This window comes from Pseudonocardia terrae (assembly GCF_021343995.1).
Lineage (GTDB): Bacteria > Actinomycetota > Actinomycetes > Mycobacteriales > Pseudonocardiaceae > Pseudonocardia > Pseudonocardia terrae.
Genome location: NZ_JAJTTE010000082.1, coordinates 1 through 21,077, shown reverse-complemented (window position 1 = coordinate 21,077; position 21,077 = coordinate 1). Strand labels below are relative to the sequence as shown.

At 69.2% G+C, this 21,077-nt stretch carries 21 protein-coding genes; 12 read left to right on the top strand and 9 right to left on the bottom strand.

The window, feature by feature from the left end:
- Nucleotides 1-239, top strand: a 239-nt coding sequence (locus LWC33_RS32200) for a phosphoenolpyruvate carboxykinase domain-containing protein (protein WP_233308483.1), incomplete at its 5' end; no start/stop codon positions are given.
- 139 nt (nt 240-378) lie between these two features.
- On the opposite strand, the gene LWC33_RS32195 is transcribed toward LWC33_RS32200, so the two are convergent.
- Both LWC33_RS32195 and hpf read right to left on the bottom strand, forming a co-directional pair.
- Nucleotides 379-1,569 (bottom strand): PucR family transcriptional regulator, encoded by a 1,191-nt coding sequence (locus LWC33_RS32195; protein WP_233308482.1) that lies wholly within the window; start codon nt 1,567-1,569, stop codon nt 379-381.
- A gap of 132 nt (nt 1,570-1,701) precedes the next feature.
- A complete protein-coding gene (gene hpf / locus LWC33_RS32190) occupies nt 1,702-2,475 on the bottom strand; it encodes a ribosome hibernation-promoting factor, HPF/YfiA family (RefSeq protein WP_233308481.1) in 774 nt (257 codons plus the stop codon).
- A 562-nt stretch (nt 2,476-3,037) separates the two neighbouring features.
- On the opposite strand from hpf, the gene LWC33_RS32185 reads away from it, so the two are divergent.
- The 7 genes from LWC33_RS32185 to aceE all read left to right on the top strand — a co-directional run bounded on the left by LWC33_RS32185 (nt 3,038) and on the right by aceE (nt 11,153).
- Complete coding sequence (locus tag LWC33_RS32185) at nt 3,038-3,349, top strand: DUF3040 domain-containing protein (RefSeq protein ID WP_233308480.1); 312 nt, start codon at nt 3,038-3,040, stop codon at nt 3,347-3,349.
- An 88-nt stretch (nt 3,350-3,437) separates the two neighbouring features.
- Nucleotides 3,438-4,325 carry a slipin family protein gene (locus LWC33_RS32180; RefSeq protein WP_233308479.1) on the top strand — a complete coding sequence of 296 codons (888 nt, stop codon included), beginning with the start codon at nt 3,438-3,440 and terminating at the stop codon, nt 4,323-4,325.
- Nucleotides 4,326-4,491: 166 nt separating this feature from the next.
- Complete coding sequence (locus LWC33_RS32175; RefSeq protein WP_233308478.1) at nt 4,492-4,935, top strand: group III truncated hemoglobin; 444 nt, start codon at nt 4,492-4,494, stop codon at nt 4,933-4,935.
- The gene (gene ctaD, locus LWC33_RS32170; protein ID WP_233308477.1) at nt 4,932-6,695 is read left to right on the top strand and encodes an aa3-type cytochrome oxidase subunit I; all 1,764 of its coding nucleotides are present in this window, start codon (nt 4,932-4,934) and stop codon (nt 6,693-6,695) included. Before LWC33_RS32175 ends, ctaD begins: the two co-directional genes overlap by 4 nt.
- A gap of 487 nt (nt 6,696-7,182) precedes the next feature.
- Nucleotides 7,183-7,557: a DUF488 domain-containing protein gene (locus tag LWC33_RS32165; RefSeq protein WP_255693736.1), complete on the top strand. Its 375-nt coding sequence runs from the start codon at nt 7,183-7,185 to the stop codon at nt 7,555-7,557.
- A complete protein-coding gene (locus tag LWC33_RS32160; protein WP_233308475.1) occupies nt 7,557-8,120 on the top strand; it encodes a universal stress protein in 564 nt (187 codons plus the stop codon). Before LWC33_RS32165 ends, LWC33_RS32160 begins: the two co-directional genes overlap by 1 nt.
- 291 nt (nt 8,121-8,411) lie before the next feature.
- Nucleotides 8,412-11,153: a pyruvate dehydrogenase (acetyl-transferring), homodimeric type gene (aceE, locus tag LWC33_RS32155; protein ID WP_233308485.1), complete on the top strand. Its 2,742-nt coding sequence runs from the start codon at nt 8,412-8,414 to the stop codon at nt 11,151-11,153.
- A gap of 14 nt (nt 11,154-11,167) precedes the next feature.
- Here aceE and LWC33_RS36355 read toward each other — a convergent pair whose 3' ends face one another.
- Together LWC33_RS36355 and LWC33_RS36350 are read right to left on the bottom strand one after the other, a co-directional pair.
- Nucleotides 11,168-11,551, bottom strand: coding sequence for a helix-turn-helix domain-containing protein (locus LWC33_RS36355; protein WP_308191040.1), 384 nt, complete (start codon nt 11,549-11,551; stop codon nt 11,168-11,170).
- A gap of 95 nt (nt 11,552-11,646) precedes the next feature.
- On the bottom strand, nt 11,647-11,856 hold the full coding sequence (locus LWC33_RS36350) for a helix-turn-helix domain-containing protein (protein WP_308191039.1): 210 nt from the start codon (nt 11,854-11,856) through the stop codon (nt 11,647-11,649).
- A 92-nt stretch (nt 11,857-11,948) separates the two neighbouring features.
- Between LWC33_RS36350 and LWC33_RS32145 the strand changes: the two genes are divergently transcribed.
- Genes LWC33_RS32145 through LWC33_RS32130 form a run of 4 tightly spaced genes read left to right on the top strand, consistent with a single transcriptional unit; the run spans nt 11,949 to nt 15,394 of the window.
- Complete coding sequence (locus LWC33_RS32145) at nt 11,949-12,380, top strand: hypothetical protein (RefSeq protein ID WP_233308474.1); 432 nt, start codon at nt 11,949-11,951, stop codon at nt 12,378-12,380.
- Nucleotides 12,377-13,030: a GTP cyclohydrolase I FolE gene (folE, locus tag LWC33_RS32140; RefSeq protein ID WP_372476782.1), complete on the top strand. Its 654-nt coding sequence runs from the start codon at nt 12,377-12,379 to the stop codon at nt 13,028-13,030. Before LWC33_RS32145 ends, folE begins: the two co-directional genes overlap by 4 nt.
- On the top strand, nt 13,023-14,156 hold the full coding sequence (gene tal / locus LWC33_RS32135) for a transaldolase (protein WP_233308473.1): 1,134 nt from the start codon (nt 13,023-13,025) through the stop codon (nt 14,154-14,156). The genes folE and tal overlap by 8 nt, the downstream gene beginning before the upstream one ends.
- Complete coding sequence (locus LWC33_RS32130) at nt 14,153-15,394, top strand: NAD(P)/FAD-dependent oxidoreductase (RefSeq protein WP_233308472.1); 1,242 nt, start codon at nt 14,153-14,155, stop codon at nt 15,392-15,394. The genes tal and LWC33_RS32130 overlap by 4 nt, the downstream gene beginning before the upstream one ends.
- Nucleotides 15,395-15,832: 438 nt before the next feature.
- Here the strand turns inward: LWC33_RS32130 and LWC33_RS32125 are convergent, their stop codons facing one another.
- The 5 genes from LWC33_RS32125 to LWC33_RS32105 form a co-directional block, all read right to left on the bottom strand.
- Nucleotides 15,833-16,234, bottom strand: a complete 402-nt coding sequence (locus LWC33_RS32125; RefSeq protein ID WP_233308471.1) for a carboxymuconolactone decarboxylase family protein — start codon at nt 16,232-16,234, stop codon at nt 15,833-15,835.
- Entirely contained in the window at nt 16,231-18,237 is a 2,007-nt protein-coding gene (gene acs, locus LWC33_RS32120; protein ID WP_233308470.1) for an acetate--CoA ligase, read from the bottom strand. Before acs ends, LWC33_RS32125 begins: the two co-directional genes overlap by 4 nt.
- Before the next feature lie 540 nt (nt 18,238-18,777).
- On the bottom strand, nt 18,778-19,122 hold the full coding sequence (locus tag LWC33_RS32115) for a cupin domain-containing protein (protein WP_233308469.1): 345 nt from the start codon (nt 19,120-19,122) through the stop codon (nt 18,778-18,780).
- Between the two features lie 34 nt (nt 19,123-19,156).
- Entirely contained in the window at nt 19,157-19,810 is a 654-nt protein-coding gene (locus LWC33_RS32110; RefSeq protein ID WP_233308468.1) for a DUF2249 domain-containing protein, read from the bottom strand.
- Between the two features lie 351 nt (nt 19,811-20,161).
- A partial coding sequence (locus LWC33_RS32105) for a universal stress protein (RefSeq protein ID WP_233308467.1) occupies nt 20,162-21,077 on the bottom strand: 916 nt, incomplete at its 5' end.

Sequence of the window (21,077 nt, the reverse complement as noted above, 5' to 3'; positions counted from 1 at the left end):
TGGCCATGCTGCCGTTCCTCGGCTACAACGTCGGTGACTACTTCCAGCACTGGGTCGCGGCCGCGTTGAAGGTCGATCCCGAGGAGTGGAAGCAGGAGATCCCGCTCATCGAGGAGTGGTTCGCCAAGGTCGGCCACAAGCTGCCCACCTCGATGCGCGACGAGCTCGAGAACCTCAAGCAGCGCCTCGGCCTGGCAGGCACGTCAGCAGGGCCACATGCGGATCCAATGTCCCCGTGAACAGTCCGGCCGAACGAGACGGCCCTCACGGGCCGCGCGACCGTCCACCCCGAGGTCAGTGATCCTCGGACAGCGCCACAACCATGACCGGATTCGCGTAGAGGCAGCAGGGTGCAACAACGGGTTCAGCACGTGTCGATCAGCGCGGCTCGTCCCGGTCGTGTTTCGGCCAGCCAAGTAGTTTCGCGCCGAGCGCCGCGGTCTGGATGGTGAAGCGTTGCTCGGGATCTGTGGGGTCGTAGCCGGTGAGCGTTCTGATCCGGTCAAGGCGGTAGGTGACCGCGCGGACGGACAGGTGCAGACGCCGCGCGGTTTCGGTGACGACGCTGCCGGTGGCGAAGTAGGCATTGAGGGTGTCCAGGAGCGGTTCGGCTCCACCACGCGCCCGGACCAGCTCGCCCAGCACGGACAGGACCAGGTCGGTGATGGCGGGTTGATCGCGTAGGAGTACGCGGTAGATGAGCAGCTGCTCGGCACAGACCACGGGAGTGTCCAGGTGCAGCCGCACCGCCATGGTCAGGCCCTCACGAGCTTCCTCGTACGAGCGGGGGATCCCGTAGGAGCCCGGGTAGGGCCGTCCCACACTGACCCGCCACGGCCGGCCGCGGCGCGACTGGCCGAGTTCCGCGAACATGAAATCGCCGAGCTTCACTGGCGATCGGGCTCCGGGCGGAGACGGCATGTCAGCGTCGGCGGGGGCCACAACGACGATCAAGCCGTCCTTTGCGGCCACCAACACATCGCGGTCGCCGACGCGGCGCACAACTGCATGTTCCAGGGAACTGACCGCCGACTCGGCGTCCTCGAGCCGCCCCGTCGGCGCGGCCAAGGCAACCTGATGCGGGCGGGCCATGTCCAGCCCGAAAGGTTCAGCCCGTTCTACCAGCCGCCCCACATCGGCGTCTCCGCGCAGCAGGTCCTCGATGAACTCGTGACGCAGCGTCTCCTCCCAGCGCACCATCTGCCGGCGGGCCTCGGTGTAGCCCTCGACGAGGCTGGCGACCGCGGCGTCGACCACGTGTAGCACCGCCTCGGCAGCGGCCCGTACCGCCCCGCTGTCCCGCGAGCGGACCACCATCGGAAGCCCGCCCCAGACCCGTCGAGCGGCGGCGAGATAGAGCTGCACGGCGCTGCCCGCCGACACCCCGAGCTCGGCGGCTCTCCTTCCCAGCATCCCCACCGCATCGATCTCGGACGAGTGCGGCTTGCGTCCGGTGATGGCGGCCTCGGCCAACATCATCAAGTAGTCGCCGAGGAGCTCCACCGGGGCACCACGGACCTCGCGGCCGGCCGCCTGCGCTATCTCGGTCAGCCAGGTGTCGTCCACCATGGGTGGTTCGGCTCGCGCACGTGGGCGCGGCTCACCTTGGCCTGGCACGTCCGCTGCTTCGCTGGATCAAGCGACCATGGGACGGACACTGTCGTTCATGGGACCGGGAGCCGCTGTTGTTGTCTATGCCGATCATCGCCGGTTCCGTGCGGTGCAGCGGTGCGCGGCGCCCTCGTCGTGGCCGGTTGCTTGATCGCCTTCAGGGACCGGATCTGCGGCGGGCCCGGCGGGTGGTTGCGTCGTCCGCGTGCTGTCGTGGCCAAAGATCGCGGACGGGCTGCGGCCGTGGTGCAGGTCGGAGACCGAGCCGGGCCTCGTTACCGGGTCATGTCCTCGGCCTCGGGCGAGCAGGGCGGCACCGCGGGATTCGATTGCTAGCGCGGGAGCGTGATCGCCGCGCACGGGCGGCGTGCTGGGCGGAGCATCGACGAAGTCGGACCGCACGAGGTAGTCGTCCTGGTCGCGGGGTGGGGGAGTCGTGTCGTCCTCGTCCTCGCGGTCGTCCGGTACGAGGTCGCCGCGGCTGTCGACCCCCGGCAACTGCTCCAGCAACCCAACGGCAGCGGGTACGTCCGGCCCGGCGGTGATCCTCCTCCGGCGGGCGGTAATCCGGCCGCGGTCATGCGAGCGCCGGAGCTGTCTCGCCAGCTTGGCGACGGCGCAGTCCAGCGCCCCGTAGAAGTCCTGTGCGCAGGCCTCGGCGCGGACCATCGGCTCGCATCCTCTGCCCGTGATCGTTACCCGCTGACAGCTCTTGCTCTGCCGGCGGTTCGGCTCGTGGACGAGCTCGACATCCAAGCCGGTGAGCTTGTGGTCGTAGCGCTCCAGACGGCCGATCTTCTCCCCAACGCGGATCCGAAAATGCTCCGGCACCCCCACGTTCCGGCCGCTGACAACGATCTCCACTCGACTTCCCTCGCTCTCCGTGCTCAATCAGCATCGGGTAGCAGTCCCGAGGTCGCTAGGGCCGACGGGCCTTGACCGGCTGCGTTCAATCTTCATCAGCCCGCAGGTATATCGCATCACGATACAGTTGGTCGAGATGTGATCGCACGAGGGCCACGGTTGTGGTAGTGCAGCTTGCCCAGGCCCGGCAAGACCGACATCGGTGTTCGCCCATATCGGGCGTCGGCCGCCAGCAACGCGGGGGACCCGCTGGCATAGAACACGGTTGATCCACGCCGTGTCCCCGGCGCGGCCGGGGTCGGTCAGTGCCGGTATGGGTGTCCCGCTCCCGATCGCTGGTGCCCGTAGTGAGGCTGCCAGTCGTCGGCAACCTGATCAGGGGGAAGTTGGCCGACTGCCCTGGTGCCGTGGAATGGTCGGTCGGAGCAGTATTGGCATTAGCCGGACCCGACTCCGGCTGGATCGGCCGTTCTTTCGGGTCCAGCCCACCGGCCGTTGGGAACGGGATGCCGTCCATTGACGCTCCCGGCTCCGGACCGAGCGTCCTTTATGAGGAGGCGGCGTGCTCAGTGATCACGAGCGGAAGACGTTGGAGGAACTCGAACGTCAATTCATGGCCGACGACCCAGAATTACCGCGGCTGTTCGACGCTCGCGCGAAGCGTCTGGACAGCCACCCCCACTGCGGGATGTCGTTCGCGATCGCAGTCGCGATCGTGGCCGCAGCGCTGTTCTTCACAGTCATGCTGGCGACCGTGTCCTTGGCCGGCGCGCTGGCGTTCGCTGCGGTGACCGGACTGATCTGGGTGGCCTGGCGGCGCTCGGGTCCCACGCGCCGCCCAGCACAAATGACGGACCCGCACGACGAGCCTTGAGAAACGTCCCATCGAGATGGCGGCCCCACCTGTAGATCCGTCGCGAGTTCGGGTCGTCCGGTTCGGGGGCGAACGCCGGAGGCACGACATGACGATTACCGCCTACGTACTGATCGCAGTTCTGACGCTGGTTGTGGTGTTGCTCGGGCTGAGCGTGCGGGTCATCACCCAATTCGAGCGGGGGGTGGTGTTCCGGTTCGGCCGGGTGCGTCCGCAGACCCTCGGCCCGGGGCTTGCCCTGCTCGCCCCGGTCGCGGACCGTCTGCAGAAGGTCAGCTTGCAGGTGGTGACCCTGCCGGTCCCCGCCCAGGACGGGATCACCAGCGACAACGTCACCGTCCGGGTCGACGCGGTCGTCTACTACCGCGTGGTGGACCCGGTGCGGGTGGCCGTGGACGTGCAGGACTACGGCTCGGCGATCCTGCAGGTGGCGCAGGCGTCGCTGCGTTCGATCATCGGCAAGAGCGAGCTCGACGACCTGCTGTCCAACCGCGAGCGGCTCAACCAGGGCCTCGAGCTGATGATCGACAACCCGGCGGTCGGCTGGGGCGTGCACATCGACCGCGTGGAGATCAAGGACGTGGTGCTGCCGGAGTCGATGAAACGCTCGATGTCGCGCCAGGCCGAGGCCGAGCGCGAACGCCGGTCCCGGGTGATCACGGCCGAGGGCGAGCTGCAGGCCTCCAAGCAGCTCGCCGAGGCGGCCGAGGTGATGACCGCCCATCCCGCCGCGCTGCAGCTGCGGCTGCTGCAGACCGTCGTCGAGGTCGCGGCGGAGAAGAACTCCACCCTGGTCCTGCCCTTCCCCGTCGAGCTGCTGCGCTTCCTCGAACGCGCAGCACCCTCCGAGGCCACTGGGCCGGTGCCTCCCGGTGCCCCTACGCGACCGAACGGCGCTGTCCCGGCCGACCGGGCGGCACACCACGCCGCTCCGGATGCGGCAGTGGTAGCGGCCCACGCGGCGGCAGAGCGATGAGTCCGGCTGGTGCTTTCAATGCCCTGGCGCGGGCGAGGCGCTCACGCACGCCTCGCCAGGGCGGGAGCCGAGTCACCGTGCTCGCGCCCGGCCTCCGCCGTCACCCTGTGATCAAGGTTGCGACGTTGCCCGTACTCGGGGCCGTCCGCGTCAGCGGGGGCGCGTCGTGAGCGCCGGGTCGCTACGCCACGAAATCGCCGACCGCGGCGATATCACCGATCTGGTGGACGAGGTCTATCGGCGGGTGTTCAGCGACGAGGTCCTCGGGCCGATCTTCGTCGAGGTCGCCCGCGTGGACCTGTCCGCGCACCTGCCGGTGATGTGCGACTTCTGGTCCACGGTGTTGCTCCGGGACGGGACGTATCACCGCAACGCGTTGCGCCCCCACCTCGATCTGAATGCACGATGTGAGCTCGCTGAGGCGCACTTCGCGCGCTGGCGAGCGCTGTGGACGGCGACCGTCGATCAGCGGCACGCGGGGAAGCGGGCGGAGCTGGCCAAGAGCCAGGCCACCCGGATCGCCGGCGCGATCCGCCGCCGGCTACCCGGTGCGCAGGCGAGCGAGCTCCTCACCCTTTCACCGCAGCATCTGGAGCGGGGGACCCCATGACCGCCGTCGAACCGAAGCCGATCACCCCGCGCCCGTACCCGGCGCGCCGGTCGGGCAAGGGATCCACGCTCCTGAAGATGTTGCGCACGACGGACCCGAAGGACATTGCCCTTCTCTATCTGGTCACTTCCTTCGGGTTCTTCATGGTGGGCGGGGCGATGGCCCTGCTCATCCGCGCCGAGCTGGCCCGGCCGGAGCAGCAGTTCCTCTCGAGCGAGCAGTACAACCAGCTGTTCACCATGCACGGCACGATCATGCTGCTGCTCTATGCCACCCCGATCTTCATCGGGTTCGCGAACTACATCATGCCCCTGCAGATCGGTGCACCGGACGTCGCGTTCCCCCGGCTCAACGCGCTTTCCTACTGGCTGTTTCTGTTCGGTGGTCTCACCGTGATGGCCGGTTTCCTGACCCCCGGGGGCGCCGCGGACTCGGGGTGGTTTGCCTACACTCCGCTCTCCGGCGCCCTCCACTCCCCCGGCGCAGGGCAAGACCTGTGGATCTGCGGGCTGATCGTCGCCGGACTGGGCACGATCCTCGGCGCGGTGAACTTCGTGACCACGATCGTCTGCCTGCGCGCCCCCGGGATGGTCATGTTCCGCATGCCGATCTTCACGTGGAACGTGTTCGTCACGTCTCTGCTGGTCCTGATGGCGTTCCCGGTGCTCACGGCGGCCCTGTTCGGGCTGCTGGCGGACCGGCAGCTCGGCGCGCACGTGTTCGACCCAGCACACGGCGGGGGGATCCTCTGGCAGCACCTGTTCTGGTTCTTCGGCCATCCCGAGGTCTACATCGTCGCCCTGCCGTTCTTCGGCATCGTCACCGAGATCTTCCCTGTCTTCAGTCGCAAACCGCTGTTCGGCTACAAGGGCATGGTCTTCGCGACCCTCGCGATCGCGATGCTGTCGATGTCGGTGTGGGCCCACCACATGTTCGCGACCGGCGCTGTGCTGCTGGCCTTCTTCTCCCTCACGAGCTTCCTGATCGCGATCCCCACGGGGATCAAGTTCGTGAACTGGATCGGCACGATGTGGAGAGGCAAGCTGACCTTCGAGACGCCGATGCTGTTCTCGCTCGGGTTCGCCGCGACGTTCCTCTTCGGTGGGATGACCGGGGTCCTGTTGGCCTCGCCCCCGCTGAACTGGCACGTCACCGACACCTACTTCGTCGTCGCGCACTTCCACTACGTCCTGTTCGGGACGATCGTGTTCGCGACCTACGCCGGGATCTACTTCTGGTTCCCGAAGATGACCGGCCGGATGCTCGACGAGCCCCTCGGCAAGCTGCACTTCTGGCTGACCTTCCTCGGGTTCCACACCACGTTCCTGGTGCAGCACTGGCTGGGCAACGAAGGCATGCCGCGCCGCTACGCCGACTACCTGCCGACGGACGGGTTCACCACGCTCAACATGATCAGCTCGATCGGCGCGTTCGTGCTCGGGCTGTCGGTGTTGCCGTTCGTCTGGAACGTCTTCCGCAGCTACCGGTACGGGCGGATGGTCACCCTCGATGACCCGTGGGGGCACGGCAACTCGCTGGAGTGGGCCACCTCCTGCCCGCCGCCGCGGCACAACTTCACCGAGCTGCCGCGGATCCGCTCCGAGCGCCCCGCGTTCGAGCTGCACTACCCGCACCTGGTGGAGCGCCTGCGCGCCGAGCGTCACTCCGTCGGCCGTTGGAGCCACGCCGAGCCGGCGCCGTCCGAGCTCGCCGCGCGTGCGTTCCAGCCCGACATCGAGGAGGACCCCGGTGCCCAATGACCTGGCCTCGACGGACGAACTGGCCCGGGAGAGCGCAAGTGGTCGGCTCTGTCCGGCGTCACCTGACCGAAGCCGACGACGGATCCGACGACGATCCGGCGCGTCGAAACCCCGGCCCTGCCCTTGCCTGCACCAGTCGCACAGCAACGTATGCCCGGCCCACCGCCGACGGGCTCTCGATGGATTAGTCCGCCTATATAGATCCTTTTACGAGATGAGTATCCGAGATCGGCCCCGTGAAACGGGCAGGGTCGCCAGGAGGTGCCTCGTGCTCAACAACCACGACCGGGAGATTCTCTTCGAGACCGAACGCCGGCTGCTGAGAGCGTCGTCGGACCCGGGGGCCGCTGGATTCCCGGGAGCCACAACTGGTCCGGACCTGGCCCTGGACCTGGCCCTGGCGAGATGGGAGAACGAGGGCGGTCGTTGGATCCCCCGGGTGGCCGCTGGGGCTGACACCGACAGTGGCGGAAGCGGCAGTCCGAAGATGCCACGGCCACGCGTGAGGGTCGGCCGGGTCTACGACGCGCGTACAGCCGAGGACGGCACTCGGGTGTTGGTCGACCGCCTCTGGCCACGCGGTTTGACCAAGAACCGGGCCGACCTCGACGAATGGTGCAAGCAGATCGCTCCGTCCGCGGCGCTGCGGAGGTGGTATGGCCACGACCCGACCCGGTTCGCCGAGTTCGGACGCCGCTACCGGAGCGAGCTCGCCGATCCCGAGCGGGCCGCTGCGCTGCAGCACCTGCGCGAGTTGGCGCAGCAGCGGCCGATGGCCCTGCTCACCGCTACCCGAGAGGTCGAGAGCAGCGAGGCGGCCGTGCTCGTGGACCTGCTCGTCGCCGGATCGACGACCGACTGATGGCCGCCTCGTCCGGCGCGGACCTGCGAGCGCAGAGGGGTCGAATAGTGGTCGGCGTCGATGGCTCTCCCGGATCGCTGGCCGCCCTGCGCCGGGCGGTCCGGGAAGCATCCGGGCGCCGCCTTGCGGTACATGCGGTGACGGCGTGGGACTTCCCGGTTGAGTCGACCTTCGCCGACACGGCCACCGTCGGCGAGGTTCATCCGCTGGTCGCGGCTGAAGGGATCCTCGTGTCGGCCCTCGTCGATACCGGTGTCGCAGCCGACGACGAGACGGTCATGACCGCGCTCATCAAGGGGCACCCCGCCGAGGTGCTCATGCAGATCGCGGAGGGCGCCGACCTACTGGTAGTCGGCTCCCGTGGACACGGGACGATCTTCGGAGCCCTGCTCGGCTCGGTCAGCCACTATGTGGCTGCGCACGCCGCCTGCCCGGTCGTCGTCATCAAACCTGTCACCAAGGAACCGGCCGAAGATCATCCGGTTCCGGGCGCTGACGGCGCCGCGCCGTGGGTCATCCGGCACCACAGCAGATATCCCCCGTATGCCGGATGGAGGAAGTGATGACCGAGGGAATGCATCCGGCGGCGGTACCCGAGCCCGCGCGCCGCAGGGAATCGCTCCGGAGCTCAGCGAGGGTGTCGTGCCGGAGTGCATCGGGCACACCGAGCTCGCCCATCGCAACGGGGCCTGTCCCGAAGAGAGCATGAAGGCGGTCTGGGACGCCCGCGAGATGCCGGCCGGGGCGCAGCTGCCGGTTCGACATCGGCCGGGGTCGGTTCAGCTGCTCCAGCACCCAGGGCGTGCCGGCCTGCCCGGTACAGCTCGCCACAACCTGAACGGGAGGACACGGCCATGACCACTGCGCCGGAAGGCCAAGTCGCGAATGACGAGCAGCGCGCCCGCGATTCACACGATCCCGACCCGACCGAGACCGAGGAATGGCGGCAGTCACTTGACGGCGTGGTCGAGCACGCCGGGCGTAACCGAGCTCGCCACCTCATGCTCAACGTCTTGGAGCGCGCGCAGGAGCGACAGTTGGGCGTACCAGGTCTGCGCGGCAGCGACTACGTCAACACGATCCCGCCCGAGTCCGAGCCACGGTTCCCCGGGGACGAGCGGATCGAGCGGCGGATCCAGGCCTACATACGCTGGAACGCCGCGATCATGGTGCACCGAGCGCAGCGGCCCGGGATCGGCGTGGGCGGCCACATCTCGACCTATGCCTCATCCGCGTCGCTCTACGAAGTGGGGTTCAACCACTTCTTCCGCGGCCGCTGCGCGGCAGGCGGCGGCGACCAGATCTACATCCAAGGCCACGCCTCACCGGGAATCTATGCCAGAGCGTTCCTGGAGGGCCGGCTCTCGCAGGGCCAGCTCGACGGGTTCCGCCAGGAGGTCTCCCACACCACGAGGGGCGGCGGGCTGCCCTCCTACCCTCACCCCCGCCTGATGCCCGACTTCTGGGAGTTCTCGACTGTCTCGATGGGTCTGGGCGCACTCAACGCGATCTATCAGGCCCGGTTCAACCGCTACCTGCACGCCCGGGACATCGCCGACACCACCCGACAACGGGTGTGGGCCTTCGTCGGCGACGGCGAGATGGACGAGCCGGAATCCCTGGCTGCCGTCGGGTTGGCGGCCCGCGAAGAGCTGGACAACCTCACCTTCGTCGTCAACTGCAACCTGCAGCGCCTCGACGGTCCGGTCCGGGGCAACGGCAAGATCATCCAGGAGCTCGAGGAGTTCTTCCGCGGCGCGGGCTGGAACGTCATCAAGGTGATCTGGGGGCGGGAATGGGACCCGCTCCTCGCCGCCGACGACGACGGCGCGCTGGTCGAGTTGATGAACACCACCGTCGACGGCGACTATCAGACCTTCAAGGCCAACGACGGCGCGTTCGTCCGAGAACACTTCTTCAACCGCGACTCCCGGACGGCAGCCATGGTCGAGCACTTGTCCGACACCCAGATCTGGAACCTCAAGCGTGGGGGACACGATTACCGCAAGCTCTACGCCGCGTACAAGGCAGCGACCGAGCACACCGGCCGACCGACGGTGATCTTGGCCAAGACCATCAAGGGCTGGACGCTCGGCTCGCACTTCGAGGGCCGCAATTCCACCCACCAGATGAAGAAGCTGACCCACGAGGACCTGCGCGCCTTCCGCGATCGGCTCGAACTCGACATCCCGGACAAAGCCCTCGACGACACGCTGCCCCCGTACTACCCGGCGCACCGCTGGTCGGAGGAGCTGGTGTACCTGCACGAACGCCGGCATGCCCTGGGTGGGTACCTACCCGCCCGCACCGTAGCCAGCACACCACTGGTCCTGCCCGGGGACCCGGTCTACGCGGTGGCCCGCAACGGTTCGGGCACCCAGCAGGTCGCCACCACCATGGCCTTCGTCCGGTTGCTCAAGGACCTGATGAAGGACACGGAGATCGGCCCGCGGTTCGTCCCCGTCATCCCCGATGAGGCCCGGACCTTCGGACTGGACGCGCTGTTCCCGTCGAAGAAGATCTACAACCCGCACGGCCAGCGTTACCTGTCGGTGGACCGCGACCAACTCCTGAGCTACCAAGAGGACGCCGCGGGCGTCCTGCTGCACGAGGGCATCACCGAGGCCGGCTCGGTCGCGTCCTGGACCGCCGCCGGCACCTCGTATGCCACACACGGCGAACCGATGATCCCCGTCTACGTCTTCTACTCGATGTTCGGCTTCCAGCGCACCGGCGACGGCCTCTGGGCCGCCGCCGATCAGATGGCACGCGGTTTCCTGCTCGGCGCGACCGCCGGCCGCACGACCCTGAACGGGGAAGGCCTCCAACACCAGGACGGGCATTCCCTGCTGCTGGCCTCGACCAATCCGGCCTGCGTGGCCTACGACGCCGCGTACTCCTTCGAGCTCGGCCACATCGTGCGCGAGGGGCTCCGGCGAATGTACGGCGAGCCCCGCCCAGGGGAGGATCCGAACGTCTTCTACTACCTCACCCTCTACAACGAGCCGATCGTCCAACCGCCGGAGCCCGACGACGTCGACGTGCGCGGCATCCTCGCCGGCATGCACCGCTACTCCGCCGCGCCCGACGGCGAGGGACCTCGCGTGCAGATCCTCGCCTCAGGTATCGCCGTGCCCTGGGCCCTGCAGGCGCAGCGGCTGCTGCACAACCACTGGAGGGTGCGCGCCGACGTGTGGTCGGTGACGTCCTGGACCGAGCTTCGGCGCGAGGCCCTCGCGGTGGACCGGTGGAACTCCCTGCATCCCAGCCGGCCCCAGCGAGTCCCCTACGTCACCTGGCGGTTGCGGGACCGGCCGGGGCCGGTGGTGGCCGTGTCGGACTGGATGCGCGCGGTACCCGACCAGATCGCACCCTTCGTGCCGGGCCGGTGGGCCTCGCTGGGGACCGACGGGTTCGGCCGCTCCGATACCCGCACGGTCCTGCGCCGGCATCACCGCGTGGACGCGCCGTGGATTGTGCTGCGCGCACTCGAGCACCTGGTCAGCCAGGGAGAGCGGGATCGCACGGTCCTGAGCCGGGCCGCCGCGGTCTACGGCCTCGACGAGGGGCCGACCGACTGCCCAGCGCCAGCATGACGGAGAGCGACGAGCTACTCCGGTTGAACGGTCAGGGTCACGCAGCACCGGCCCGGCACCAGGTCGAGCCTGGCCTGCACTCCGAGCTCGTCGAGCATCGCCATGACGAGGCGCAGGTTCATCCCGCACACCAGCGCGGTGTGCTCGCGGGCCAGTGCGTGGAACGGGCAGTTTCCGAGCACGAGCACGCCGTGCTCGACGCGAGGTTCGTATCCGTACAGGCCGAACACGGCGGCGAGGTCCTCGAGCGGGACGGCCTGGGTGCCTGTGGCGCGCCGGCGCTGCTCGGCACCAAGTCGGTGCCCGGCGTGCGCGGCCGCGCGCTGCACCGCGCCGAGAACGGCCGCACCGTCGCGGGCGGCCTCCTCGACGGCGCCGGCCAGGATCTGCCCGGCCAAGTCGTACTGGCGCGGGGGCAGCGTGACCGCAACCTGGCGGGCCGAGCGCCGGTACAGCTTCGTCGGGCGGCCCGCGCCCGGACCACGCCCACCGGTCAGGGGCGGAACCCGGTGTCGAGCAACCCCTCCTCCACCAGCTTGTCCAGGTGGAACTTGGCGGTGTGCCGCGCCATCTCGGTACCTGCGGCGGCCTGGTCTCGGCTCACCGGCTGCGACTGCGCGACGACGTAGAGGTACAGCGCGCGCCGGACCGGGTCGGCGAGCGCACCGACCCCGCTGACCTGCGCGACGAAGTCGTCGTCCAACGGGCACACCACCTTCTAAAAGACACGAGCATTGACCTAAGAATATCCACAGTCTAGCGTTCACAGAAGTCTCCTTTAGAAGCGAGGAAGCCATGACCACCCACCGCGACGTCCCCTCCGCTACCAGCCCCGGACTGGCCGCACACCAGGCGTTTTTGCTGCTGCGCACGGTGTTCACGGTGGCGCCGGTGCTGTTCGGCCTGGACAAGTTCTTCGGGCTGCTCACAGACTGGGAGCAGTATCTGGCCCCTCAGATCGACGCCCTGATCCCCGGGACCGCGCACCAGGCGATGCTCGCGGTCGGGGCCGTGGAGATCCTCGCCGGGCTGCTGGTCGCGGTGCTGCCCCGCATCGGCGGATACGTCGTGGCCGCCTGGCTGGCCGGCATCATCGTCAACCTGCTGCTCATCGGCGGTTTCTACGACATCGCCCTGCGCGACTTCGGGCTGCTCGTGGGCGCCCTCGCGCTCGCCCGACTCGCCCCTGCGGTCAGCCTCCGCGGCCGCCGGGCACGGGCATCATGACCTCCCCGGCCCCGGTCTCGGCCCCGTTCCCACCGGCCACCCCGCTACGGGTGGTGCCCCCGTCGCCCGGGATGGACCTCACGGCCGCGGAGCGGACCGCCGCAGAATTCCTGGCCGCGCTCGGGGTGGCCACGCACACCGGCGCGCTGGCCGACACACCGCGGCGGATGGCGCGCGCCTACGCCGAGATGCTCACCCCGCACCCCTTCGACCTCACCACCTTCGCCAACGACGAGCACTACGACGAGCTGGTGCTCGCGCGCACCATCCCGGTGCACTCGATCTGCGAGCACCACATGCTGCCCTTCCTGGGGGTCGCCCACGTCGGCTACCTGCCGGGGCAGCGGATCCTCGGGCTGTCCAAACTCGCGCGCGTGGTCGAGCTGTTCGCCCGCCGCCCCCAGGTCCAGGAACGACTGACCAAGCAGATCGCGGACGGGCTGCAGACCCACCTCCAGCCACGGGGGGTCGGAGTGGTCATCGAGGCCGAGCACCTGTGCATGCGGGTGCGCGGCGTCTGCGCCGCCGGCACCAGCACGATCACCTCGACGCTGCTCGGGGCGCTGCGCGAGGATCCACGCTCGCGCGCGGAGTTCCTGGCCCTCACCACCGCCGCCTCGGCGGTCCCGGCCGGTGGCCGTCATGGCTGACCCACTCGGTGAGCTGACCCGGGCCGGGGTGGCGATCTGGCTCGACGACCTGAGCCGGGCTCGGCTGGCCGAGGGCAGCCTCGCCCGACTGATCCGCGACTGCCACGTGGTCGGTGTCACCACCAACCCCACCATCTTCGCGAAGGCGATCAACGGCAGCGACCACTACGACCGGCAGATCCGCGAACTCGCCGGCCGGGACGTCGACGTCGAGGAGGCGCTGCGTCTGATCACGGCACAGGATGTGGCCGAGGCGTGCGACCTGCTGCGCCCGGCGTACGACACCAGCGGGGGAGTAGACGGACGGGCGTCGATCGAGGTCGACCCACGCCTGGCACACGACACCGAGGGGACGGTGGCCGAGGCCCGTCGGTTGTGGTCGCTGGTGGACCGGCAGAACCTGTTCATCAAGATCCCCGCAACCCCGGCCGGGCTGCCGGCCATCACCACCTGCCTGGCCGAGGGCATCAGCATCAACGTGACCCTGATCTTCTCCCGGCCGCGCTACACCGAGGTGATGGACGCCTTCCTCGACGGTATCGAGCGGGCCCACGCCGCCGGTCGCGACCTGACCCGGCTCGCCTCGGTCGCCTCGTTCTTCGTCAGCCGCGTCGACACCGAGATCGACCGGCGTCTGGATGCCATCGGCTCCGCGGAGGCCAAGGCGGTGCGGGGCGCGGCCGCGATCGCCAACGCCCGCCTCGCGTACCGGACCTACGACGAGGTCTTCACCTCCGACCGCTGGCACGCACTCGGCCGGGCCGGGGCTCGGCCACAGCGGCCGCTATGGGCCTCCACCGGGGTGAAAGACCCGGCCTACGCCGACACCCGCTACGTCCTCGACCTGGTCACCAGCGGGGTGGTGACCACGATGCCCGAAGCGACGCTGCGCGCCGTGGCCGCCCACGGCGTCCTGCGCGGCGACACGGTCCGCCCCGCCTACGACGACGCCGCCGCGGTGATGACCGCACTGGCGAACCTCGGCATCGACTACGACGACGCGATGCACAAGCTCGAGCACGACGGCCTGACCACCTTCGAAGGGTCCTGGGCCAGGCTCGTCGACACGCTCGAGCACAAGCTCGCCGACGCCAAGCGCGACGGCGGAGAGGATGATCCCAAATGAGTGACTCGGGCACGTTCGCCATCGTCGGCGCCGGTCTGGCCGGCGCCAAGACCGCAGAAGCGCTGCGCGCCGACGGCTTCGACGGACGCATCGTCCTGCTCGGCGCCGAACCGCACCGGCCCTACGAGCGGCCACCGCTGTCCAAGGGCTACCTGCAAGGCAACGCCGAGCGCGACACGGTCTTCGTGCACTCCGCAGCCTGGTACGCCGAGCACAAGGTGGATCTCCGACTCGACACCGTGGTGACCGCGGTCGACCGCCGCGAACACGAGCTCACGACCCGTGGCGGTGAGCGGCTGCGCTACGACAAGCTGCTCCTCGCGACCGGCGCGACACCACGACGGCTACCGGTGCCGGGCTCCGATCTCGACGGCGTGCGTTGTCTCCGGACCCTCGACGACTCGGACCGGCTCAAGGCCGAACTCCGCGCCGGCGCCAGAGTGGTGATCATCGGTGGCGGCTGGATCGGCCTGGAGACCGCCGCAGCAGCCCGCACGGCCGACGCCGAGGTCACGGTCCTCGAGCATGCCGAGCTGCCCCTGCTGCGGGTTCTCGGTCCCGAGATGGCGAAGGTCTTCGCCGATCTGCACATCGAGCACGGCGTCACGCTGCGCTGCGGGATCAGCGTTTCGGCTCTGCAACCCGGCGCCGACCCGGCGCACGTCGGCGCGGTGCACCTCACCGACGGCACCGTCCTCGACGCCGACCTCGTCATCGTCGCTGTGGGGGTCACCCCGAACGTCGATCTGGCTCGCTCATGCGGCTTGAACGTCGACAACGGCATCCTCGTGAACCGGCACCTGGTCACCTCGGACGACGACATCCTCGCCGCCGGTGACGTCGCCAACGCCTACCATCCGCTGCTGGGCCGGCAGCTGCGCGTCGAGCACTGGGCCAACGCGCTGCACCAGCCGGTCGTCGCAGCTGCGACCATGCTCGGGAAGACGGCCTCCTACGACCGGCTGCCGTACTTCTTCACCGACCAGTACGACCTGGGCATGGAATACACCGGCTACACCGAGCCCGGCGGCTACGACCAGGTAGCCGTCCGAGGCGATATGAACGCCCGGGAGTTCATCGCGTTCTGGCTGCACGACGAGCGCCTGGTGGCTGCGATGAACGTCAACGTCTGGGACGTCACCGAGCCGATCCGGGAGCTGATCCGCTCCGGTGAGCGGGTCGACGCCACCGAACTGGCTGACCTCAACGTCTCCCTCGCCCAGCTCGTCGGAAATTGACCCGCTCAGTGAGCGCAGGGCTCGCCGGCCTGCCCCTGACCTGGCTCGGCCGCGCTTGGTAGCTCGGTAGCTCGAGCACGCGCTGCGACGGCCTTCCGACCGCACGCGCGGGCAGGGCATTCCGAGAAGCGAAGATCCGCGTCCTCGCGCCGGCCGGGCGGTCGCGACGCCGAGAAACTGCACGCTCCCCGCGCTCGCGCGACCACCACTCGTCGACATGCACGATGAACCGGCCTGATCAGCCGTGCTCGACGAAGTCGGTGCCAGAACTCGGTGCCATCGGATGCAGGCCAGGTTCAGCCTGGTCCCGGGCCGCTCCTGCGAAGGCTCCAGGCGAAGGTGTCGCGGCAGCATCCGATGCTGGCTCGCCGTGCCCCACGGGGATCTACCTCGCTGAAGCCAGAATGTGGCGGGTTACCAGGTCCTCGTGCATTGCCGTCATGGACTGTCCGCTTCCGGCTGCGGCTCGTCCGGCTCGTCGGAGGCGGGAACGGGCGCGGTCTCCCCCAGGGTGTGCAGGGCGAGGGTGGAGTGGGCGAAAGCCCCGCCGGCGCGCATCTCGGCCGCGACCCAGATGGCCTCCATGATCTCTTCGGAACTGGCGCCCTTGCGGTGCGCGAGACGGGTGTGCCCGGTGATGCAGTACGGGCACTGGGTCACGTGCGCGACAGCGACGGCGATGAGCTGCTTGGTCTTCTGCGGGAGCGCCCCGTCGGCGAAGACCGCGCGGCTGAAGCTGTGGAAGGCCTGGTCGATCTCGGGGGCGAGTTGGCGCCGGCGGGCCCCGATCTCGGGCGTCGCCGTCGGGTAGAGGTCATCACTGCGTCCCGAGCCGCTCATTGCTGGGCCTCCTCGATACCGGTGCGCTCCCTTGACGCGGAGATGCCCCGCTGGCGGGAGCCGACCTGGCCTTGCATGTCCTGCACGACCGCCGGGTCGACCAGCGTGGAGGTGTCTCCCAGCGGTTCGCCCTCGGCGAGGTTCTTGAGCAGCCTGCGCATGATCTTCCCGGAGCGGGTCTTGGGCAGATCGGAGCTGAAGATGATCTGCGTGGGCCTGGCGAGGTTGCCGATCTGGGTGGCCACGTGGTCGCGCAGGGCAGCGGCCAGCTCATCGGAGCCGGTGGCGTCGTCCTTCACCGCGACGAAGGCGATGATCGCCTGCCCGGTGTCGGGGTCGCGCCGGCCGGTGACTGCTGCCTCCGCGACCGCGGGATGGTCGACCAGCGCGCTCTCCACCTCGATCGTGGAGATCCGGTGCCCCGACACGTTGGTCACGTCGTCGATGCGCCCCAGCAGCCAGAAGTCCCCGTCGCCGTCGATGCGCGCGCCGTCGCCGGCGAAGTAGGCGTCGGGATACTTGGCCCAGTAGCTCTGTCGGTAACGCTCGTCGTCCCCGAACAGCCCCCGCATCATGCCCGGCCATGGCCGGCGCAGCACGAGGTTGCCGCCTTCGCCCGGCCTGACGAGCGCGCCGTTGTCGTCGTAGACCGCGGCGTCGACGCCGGGGAACGGTTTGCTCGCCGAACCCGGCTTCAGTGTGCTCACCCCGGGCAGCGGGGAGATGAGGATGTGGCCGGTCTCGGTTTGCCACCAGGTGTCCACCACTGGGCAGGCGCCGCCCCCGATGTGGGTGCGGTACCACTCCCAGGCCTCGGGGTTGATCGGCTCGCCGACGCTGCCCAGGACGCGCAGGGAGGACAGGTCGTGCGCCACTGCGTGGGACGTCCCCCATTTCATGTGGGTGCGGATGGCGGTGGGGGAGGTGTAGAGGATGTCGACGCCGTAGCGCTCGATGATCGACCACCAGACATCGCGAGCGGGATACGACGGGGTGCCCTCGTAGAGCACGCTGGTCGCGCCGTTGGCCAGTGGCCCGTAGACGATGTAGGTGTGCCCGGTGATCCAGCCGATGTCCGCGGCGCACCAGTAGACCGAGTCGTCCTTGAGGTCGAACACGTAGTGGTGGGTCGTGGCTGCGCCGAGCAGGTAGCCGGCCGTGGTGTGCACGACGCCCTTCGGCTTGCCGGTCGTGCCGCTGGTGTAGAGCAGGAACAGCAGATCTTCGGAGTCCATCGACTCACACGGACAACTCGCCGGCTCGCCGGACTGGTCGTCGACCAACTCATCCCAGTAGATGTCGCGCGAGGGCTGCATGGCGACCTCACCGCCGGTGCGCCGGACCACGACGACGTGCTCGATCTGGGTGGTGGTCCCGGCAAGCCCGGTGTCGGCGTTGGCCTTCTGAGGCCACACCCGCCCGGCCCGGACCGCCTCGTCCTGCGTGATCAGCACGGTGCAGCCCATGTCCGCGACCCGCTCGGCGACGGCCTTGCCACTGTATCCGCCGAAGATCACGGTATGCGGGGCGCCGAGGCGGGCGCAGGCGAGCATGGCGATGGGCAGCTCGGCGACCATCTGCAGGTAGATCCCGACGGGGGTGCCTTTGCCGACGCCCAGGGTTTTCAGCCCGTTGGCGAACTGCACGACCCTGCGCTGAAGTTGTGCGTAGGTCAGGTCCGTGCAGGCCGCTGAGCCGGGGCCGTCGTCGGGCACCAGGTGAAAGGCGACGCGGTCCCCGTGGCCACGTCTCACCCACCGGTCGACGCAGTTGTCGGTGGCGTTGAGCTGCCCGCCCAGGAACCACTGCGCGTAGGGCTGCTCCCAGCGCAGCACCGTGGTGTACGGGGTGAACCAGTCCAGTCGACGACCGGCCTCGCGGTCCCAGAACTCCTCGAGCCCCAGCTCGTAGAGCTCGGGGGAGGCGTTGGAGGCCTGCGTGAGCTCCGGGCCGGGCTCGTAGCGGCGCGAGCTCGTACTCAGGGCATCGATGTTCGGAGTCATGCTGTCCCTCCGCTTCCTCGGGTGGCCGGCGCAGGCCTGGCGCAGCCTGCGACACATCCGGCGAGTCGCCTGCCCCGGGTCTCGCCGGCCCGTACCCTCCTGCGCAGCGCGACACTGGCCCGCGCATCCGGGACGTTGCGGCGCCGCCCCGGCGATACCGCTCCCCGGCAGGAGGGTTCGAATTGCCCGACCGAAGCCTGCTCGATCGGACGCACGGCTGGTAGCGGCCAGGGCGATGCGAGGCGGGGCGAGCCGGTGCGGCGGCGCTCCTTGAGCTCGGTGCCCGAAAGTGGGCACGGGCCCCACAGCAGCAAGGCCGTGACCAGCACCTCCAACGCAGTCATCTGGCCACGATGGGCCGTCCTGTCCCGGTCACATGCGGAGCAGTCCTCGTGCGAGGTCCCGACCGCGGGGTCCAGAGCCATGACACGCCTCCGAAAGTGGGTGCCAGCCCGTCGGGCGAATCACTCCGACAGGAATATCGTAACACGATACAAATAGGAGGGCCAGTGTGCCTGCCTACATCCCAGGTGAAGAGGCTCAGCCGAATGAGGGTGGACCGGACCTGATCTGCAACCCGGGCCGCCGTCGGTGCACGGTGAGGTAGGCCAGGCCGTGGGCGCCGGCGGCGAGCTTGCGGGTCGATCCGCGCGGTAGCCACAGCAGTTCCCCGGCGGTCAGCGTCAGGGTGGCGCCGTCGGTCTCGACGCAGCCCGTGCCGGAGAGGACCACGACCAGGACGTCGAGGTCTGGCTCCGCGTGCGTCTCGATGATGTGGCCGGCGGCGAGGTTGAGCACGTTGGCGTCCAGCTGCCGGCCCGGCTCGGCGAGCCGCCAGCTCACGCCGGGTGCGAGGGCGGTGTGGTCGGCGAGCACATGCTGCATGTCATGGACGACGCGTGGAGTCTCCGTCATCCCCTCAGGCCTCCAGCAGCGATTTGGCGATCTGGACGCGCCACTGCGCGGGGCCGGTCTCGAGGTAGGTCCAGCCGAACTGGTCCGGGTAGGTGGCCTGGAACTGGCGGTGCAGCGGCTTGGGGTCGTGGTTGTTGATCAGGACGAACGACTCCCCGGGTGCGAGACGGGCGTAGATCCCGAAGATGCGGGGATGGCGCCGACCGTGGGGTATCTCCCGCACGTCGAGCACATCGGGCACATCGAGGTGCCCGCAAGCCAGCAGAGTGAAGACGTCCTCGGCGAGGTCCGGGAGCTCGACTCCCGGCAGCTCGGCCAGCGCCGGCAGCAGGAGAAGCCGTTCGATCTCGGCGCAGGCCCGCAGCAGCGTCAGGGTGGCATGCGCGGCTTCGTTCACCTCGTCGGCCGTGTTCGCCCGCGCAAGGCGGGCTACGCGACTCTGGATCATCTCGTGCTGTAGCCGCAGGGATCGCACGAGCAGGCGGGTCTCCTCGGCGCCCGCGGCGACCGCGTAGAGGACGCGATCCGTTGCCTCCAGGTGTCGGCGCAGACGGGACGAGCAGAACTCGACCAGCGAGTCCTGGGCCTCCTCCCGACGCACCAAGGAGAGGCCGAACCCGGTGGCCAGCTCGACCTTCGCCGCCAGGTCGGCGAGCATCTCCGTGTCCCGATCAAGCAGCAGTGCATGTGCTCGCCTCGCCGGGTCGGTTTCGGTACCCAGGATGTGGATCTCGGTTGCTGAGGACACGTCGTGCTCCTGCCTGCCGGTCTGACTGTCGGTTGCCGAAGGGGTCGGTGCGGGTCGGTGCGGGCGCCGGTGCGGTGACACATCGACGACTGCAGTCCACCAAGCTACAACTATTTGTACAAGAAATTTTCGTGTCTATTCGGGCACGTCCTGCGAGGAGGAGCCCTGTGCCCTACGTGATCGCGCTGTTTCCCTGTGGACGTCAAGTACGGGCGTGTGACTGGCGGGCATCTCGGTGGAGAGTGTGGTGGCCGAAACGGTTCACTGCGACGGCCCCCCAGGGAACCAGTGGTGATCGTTGGCATGGCGGTGAGCCGGCGGTGTCTCCTGCGTGGCGGTGTCGGCATGCCGCACGTCGGCATGGCCTACCTGATCGGGGCGCTGTGAAGGGTGGCGGCGGCCTGTTCGGCGGGGCACCACGAGGACCGGTGCTGCGACGTGTTCCAGGAGCGCGTGGGATGTCGGCCGGCGGTTCAGTGCCGGCATCCCGCGGTGGAGGTTCGAGCCGACCACGACCAGGGCGGCGTCGGCGGCTCGCCTGGTCAACGCCTCGACCGGGCCGACGGTATCGATCGAGACGATGACCGGGACGTCGGGGAAGGCGTCACGCTCGGCGCGTAGCGCGCGTTTGACACTCCGGCTAGCGGTGCTCGACCACGCCTCGGTGGAGGTCGAAGGAGCCGGTGGCCTGTAGGCGTGGACGACCAGGAGCGGGACGCCACGTTGGGCCGCAGCCTGGAAGGCGGCGTGGATCGCCGGGGTGGCCCGGCCCGAGCCGTTTACCCCCAGGACGACACGTGGGCTCGTGCGGGCACGTTGGGGGACCTGCCGGTCACGGATGACCGCAACCGGACAGGCAGCCCAGTTGGCCAGTCGCGTGCTGGCGACGTGGTGTCGGCGCTGCTCGGGTCCAGCCGCTCCGACGACGAGTAGCGCCGCGTCCCGGCTCCAGTCCAGCAGCATCTGGGCAGCGACGCCTGAGGACAGGTGTGCGGACACCGAGAGGTCCGAGGCGATGGCGCGGACGCGACGGACCGCCGCCCCCAGCACCCGCTCGCCGGCCTCGCGGGCCGCGCAGATCTCGTCGACGGGGACGACGATGCCGTAGGGGTCGGGCGGGACCGGGCAGTATCGTGCATGCACGATCCGCAGCTCGGTGCGGCGTGCCGCCGCTTCG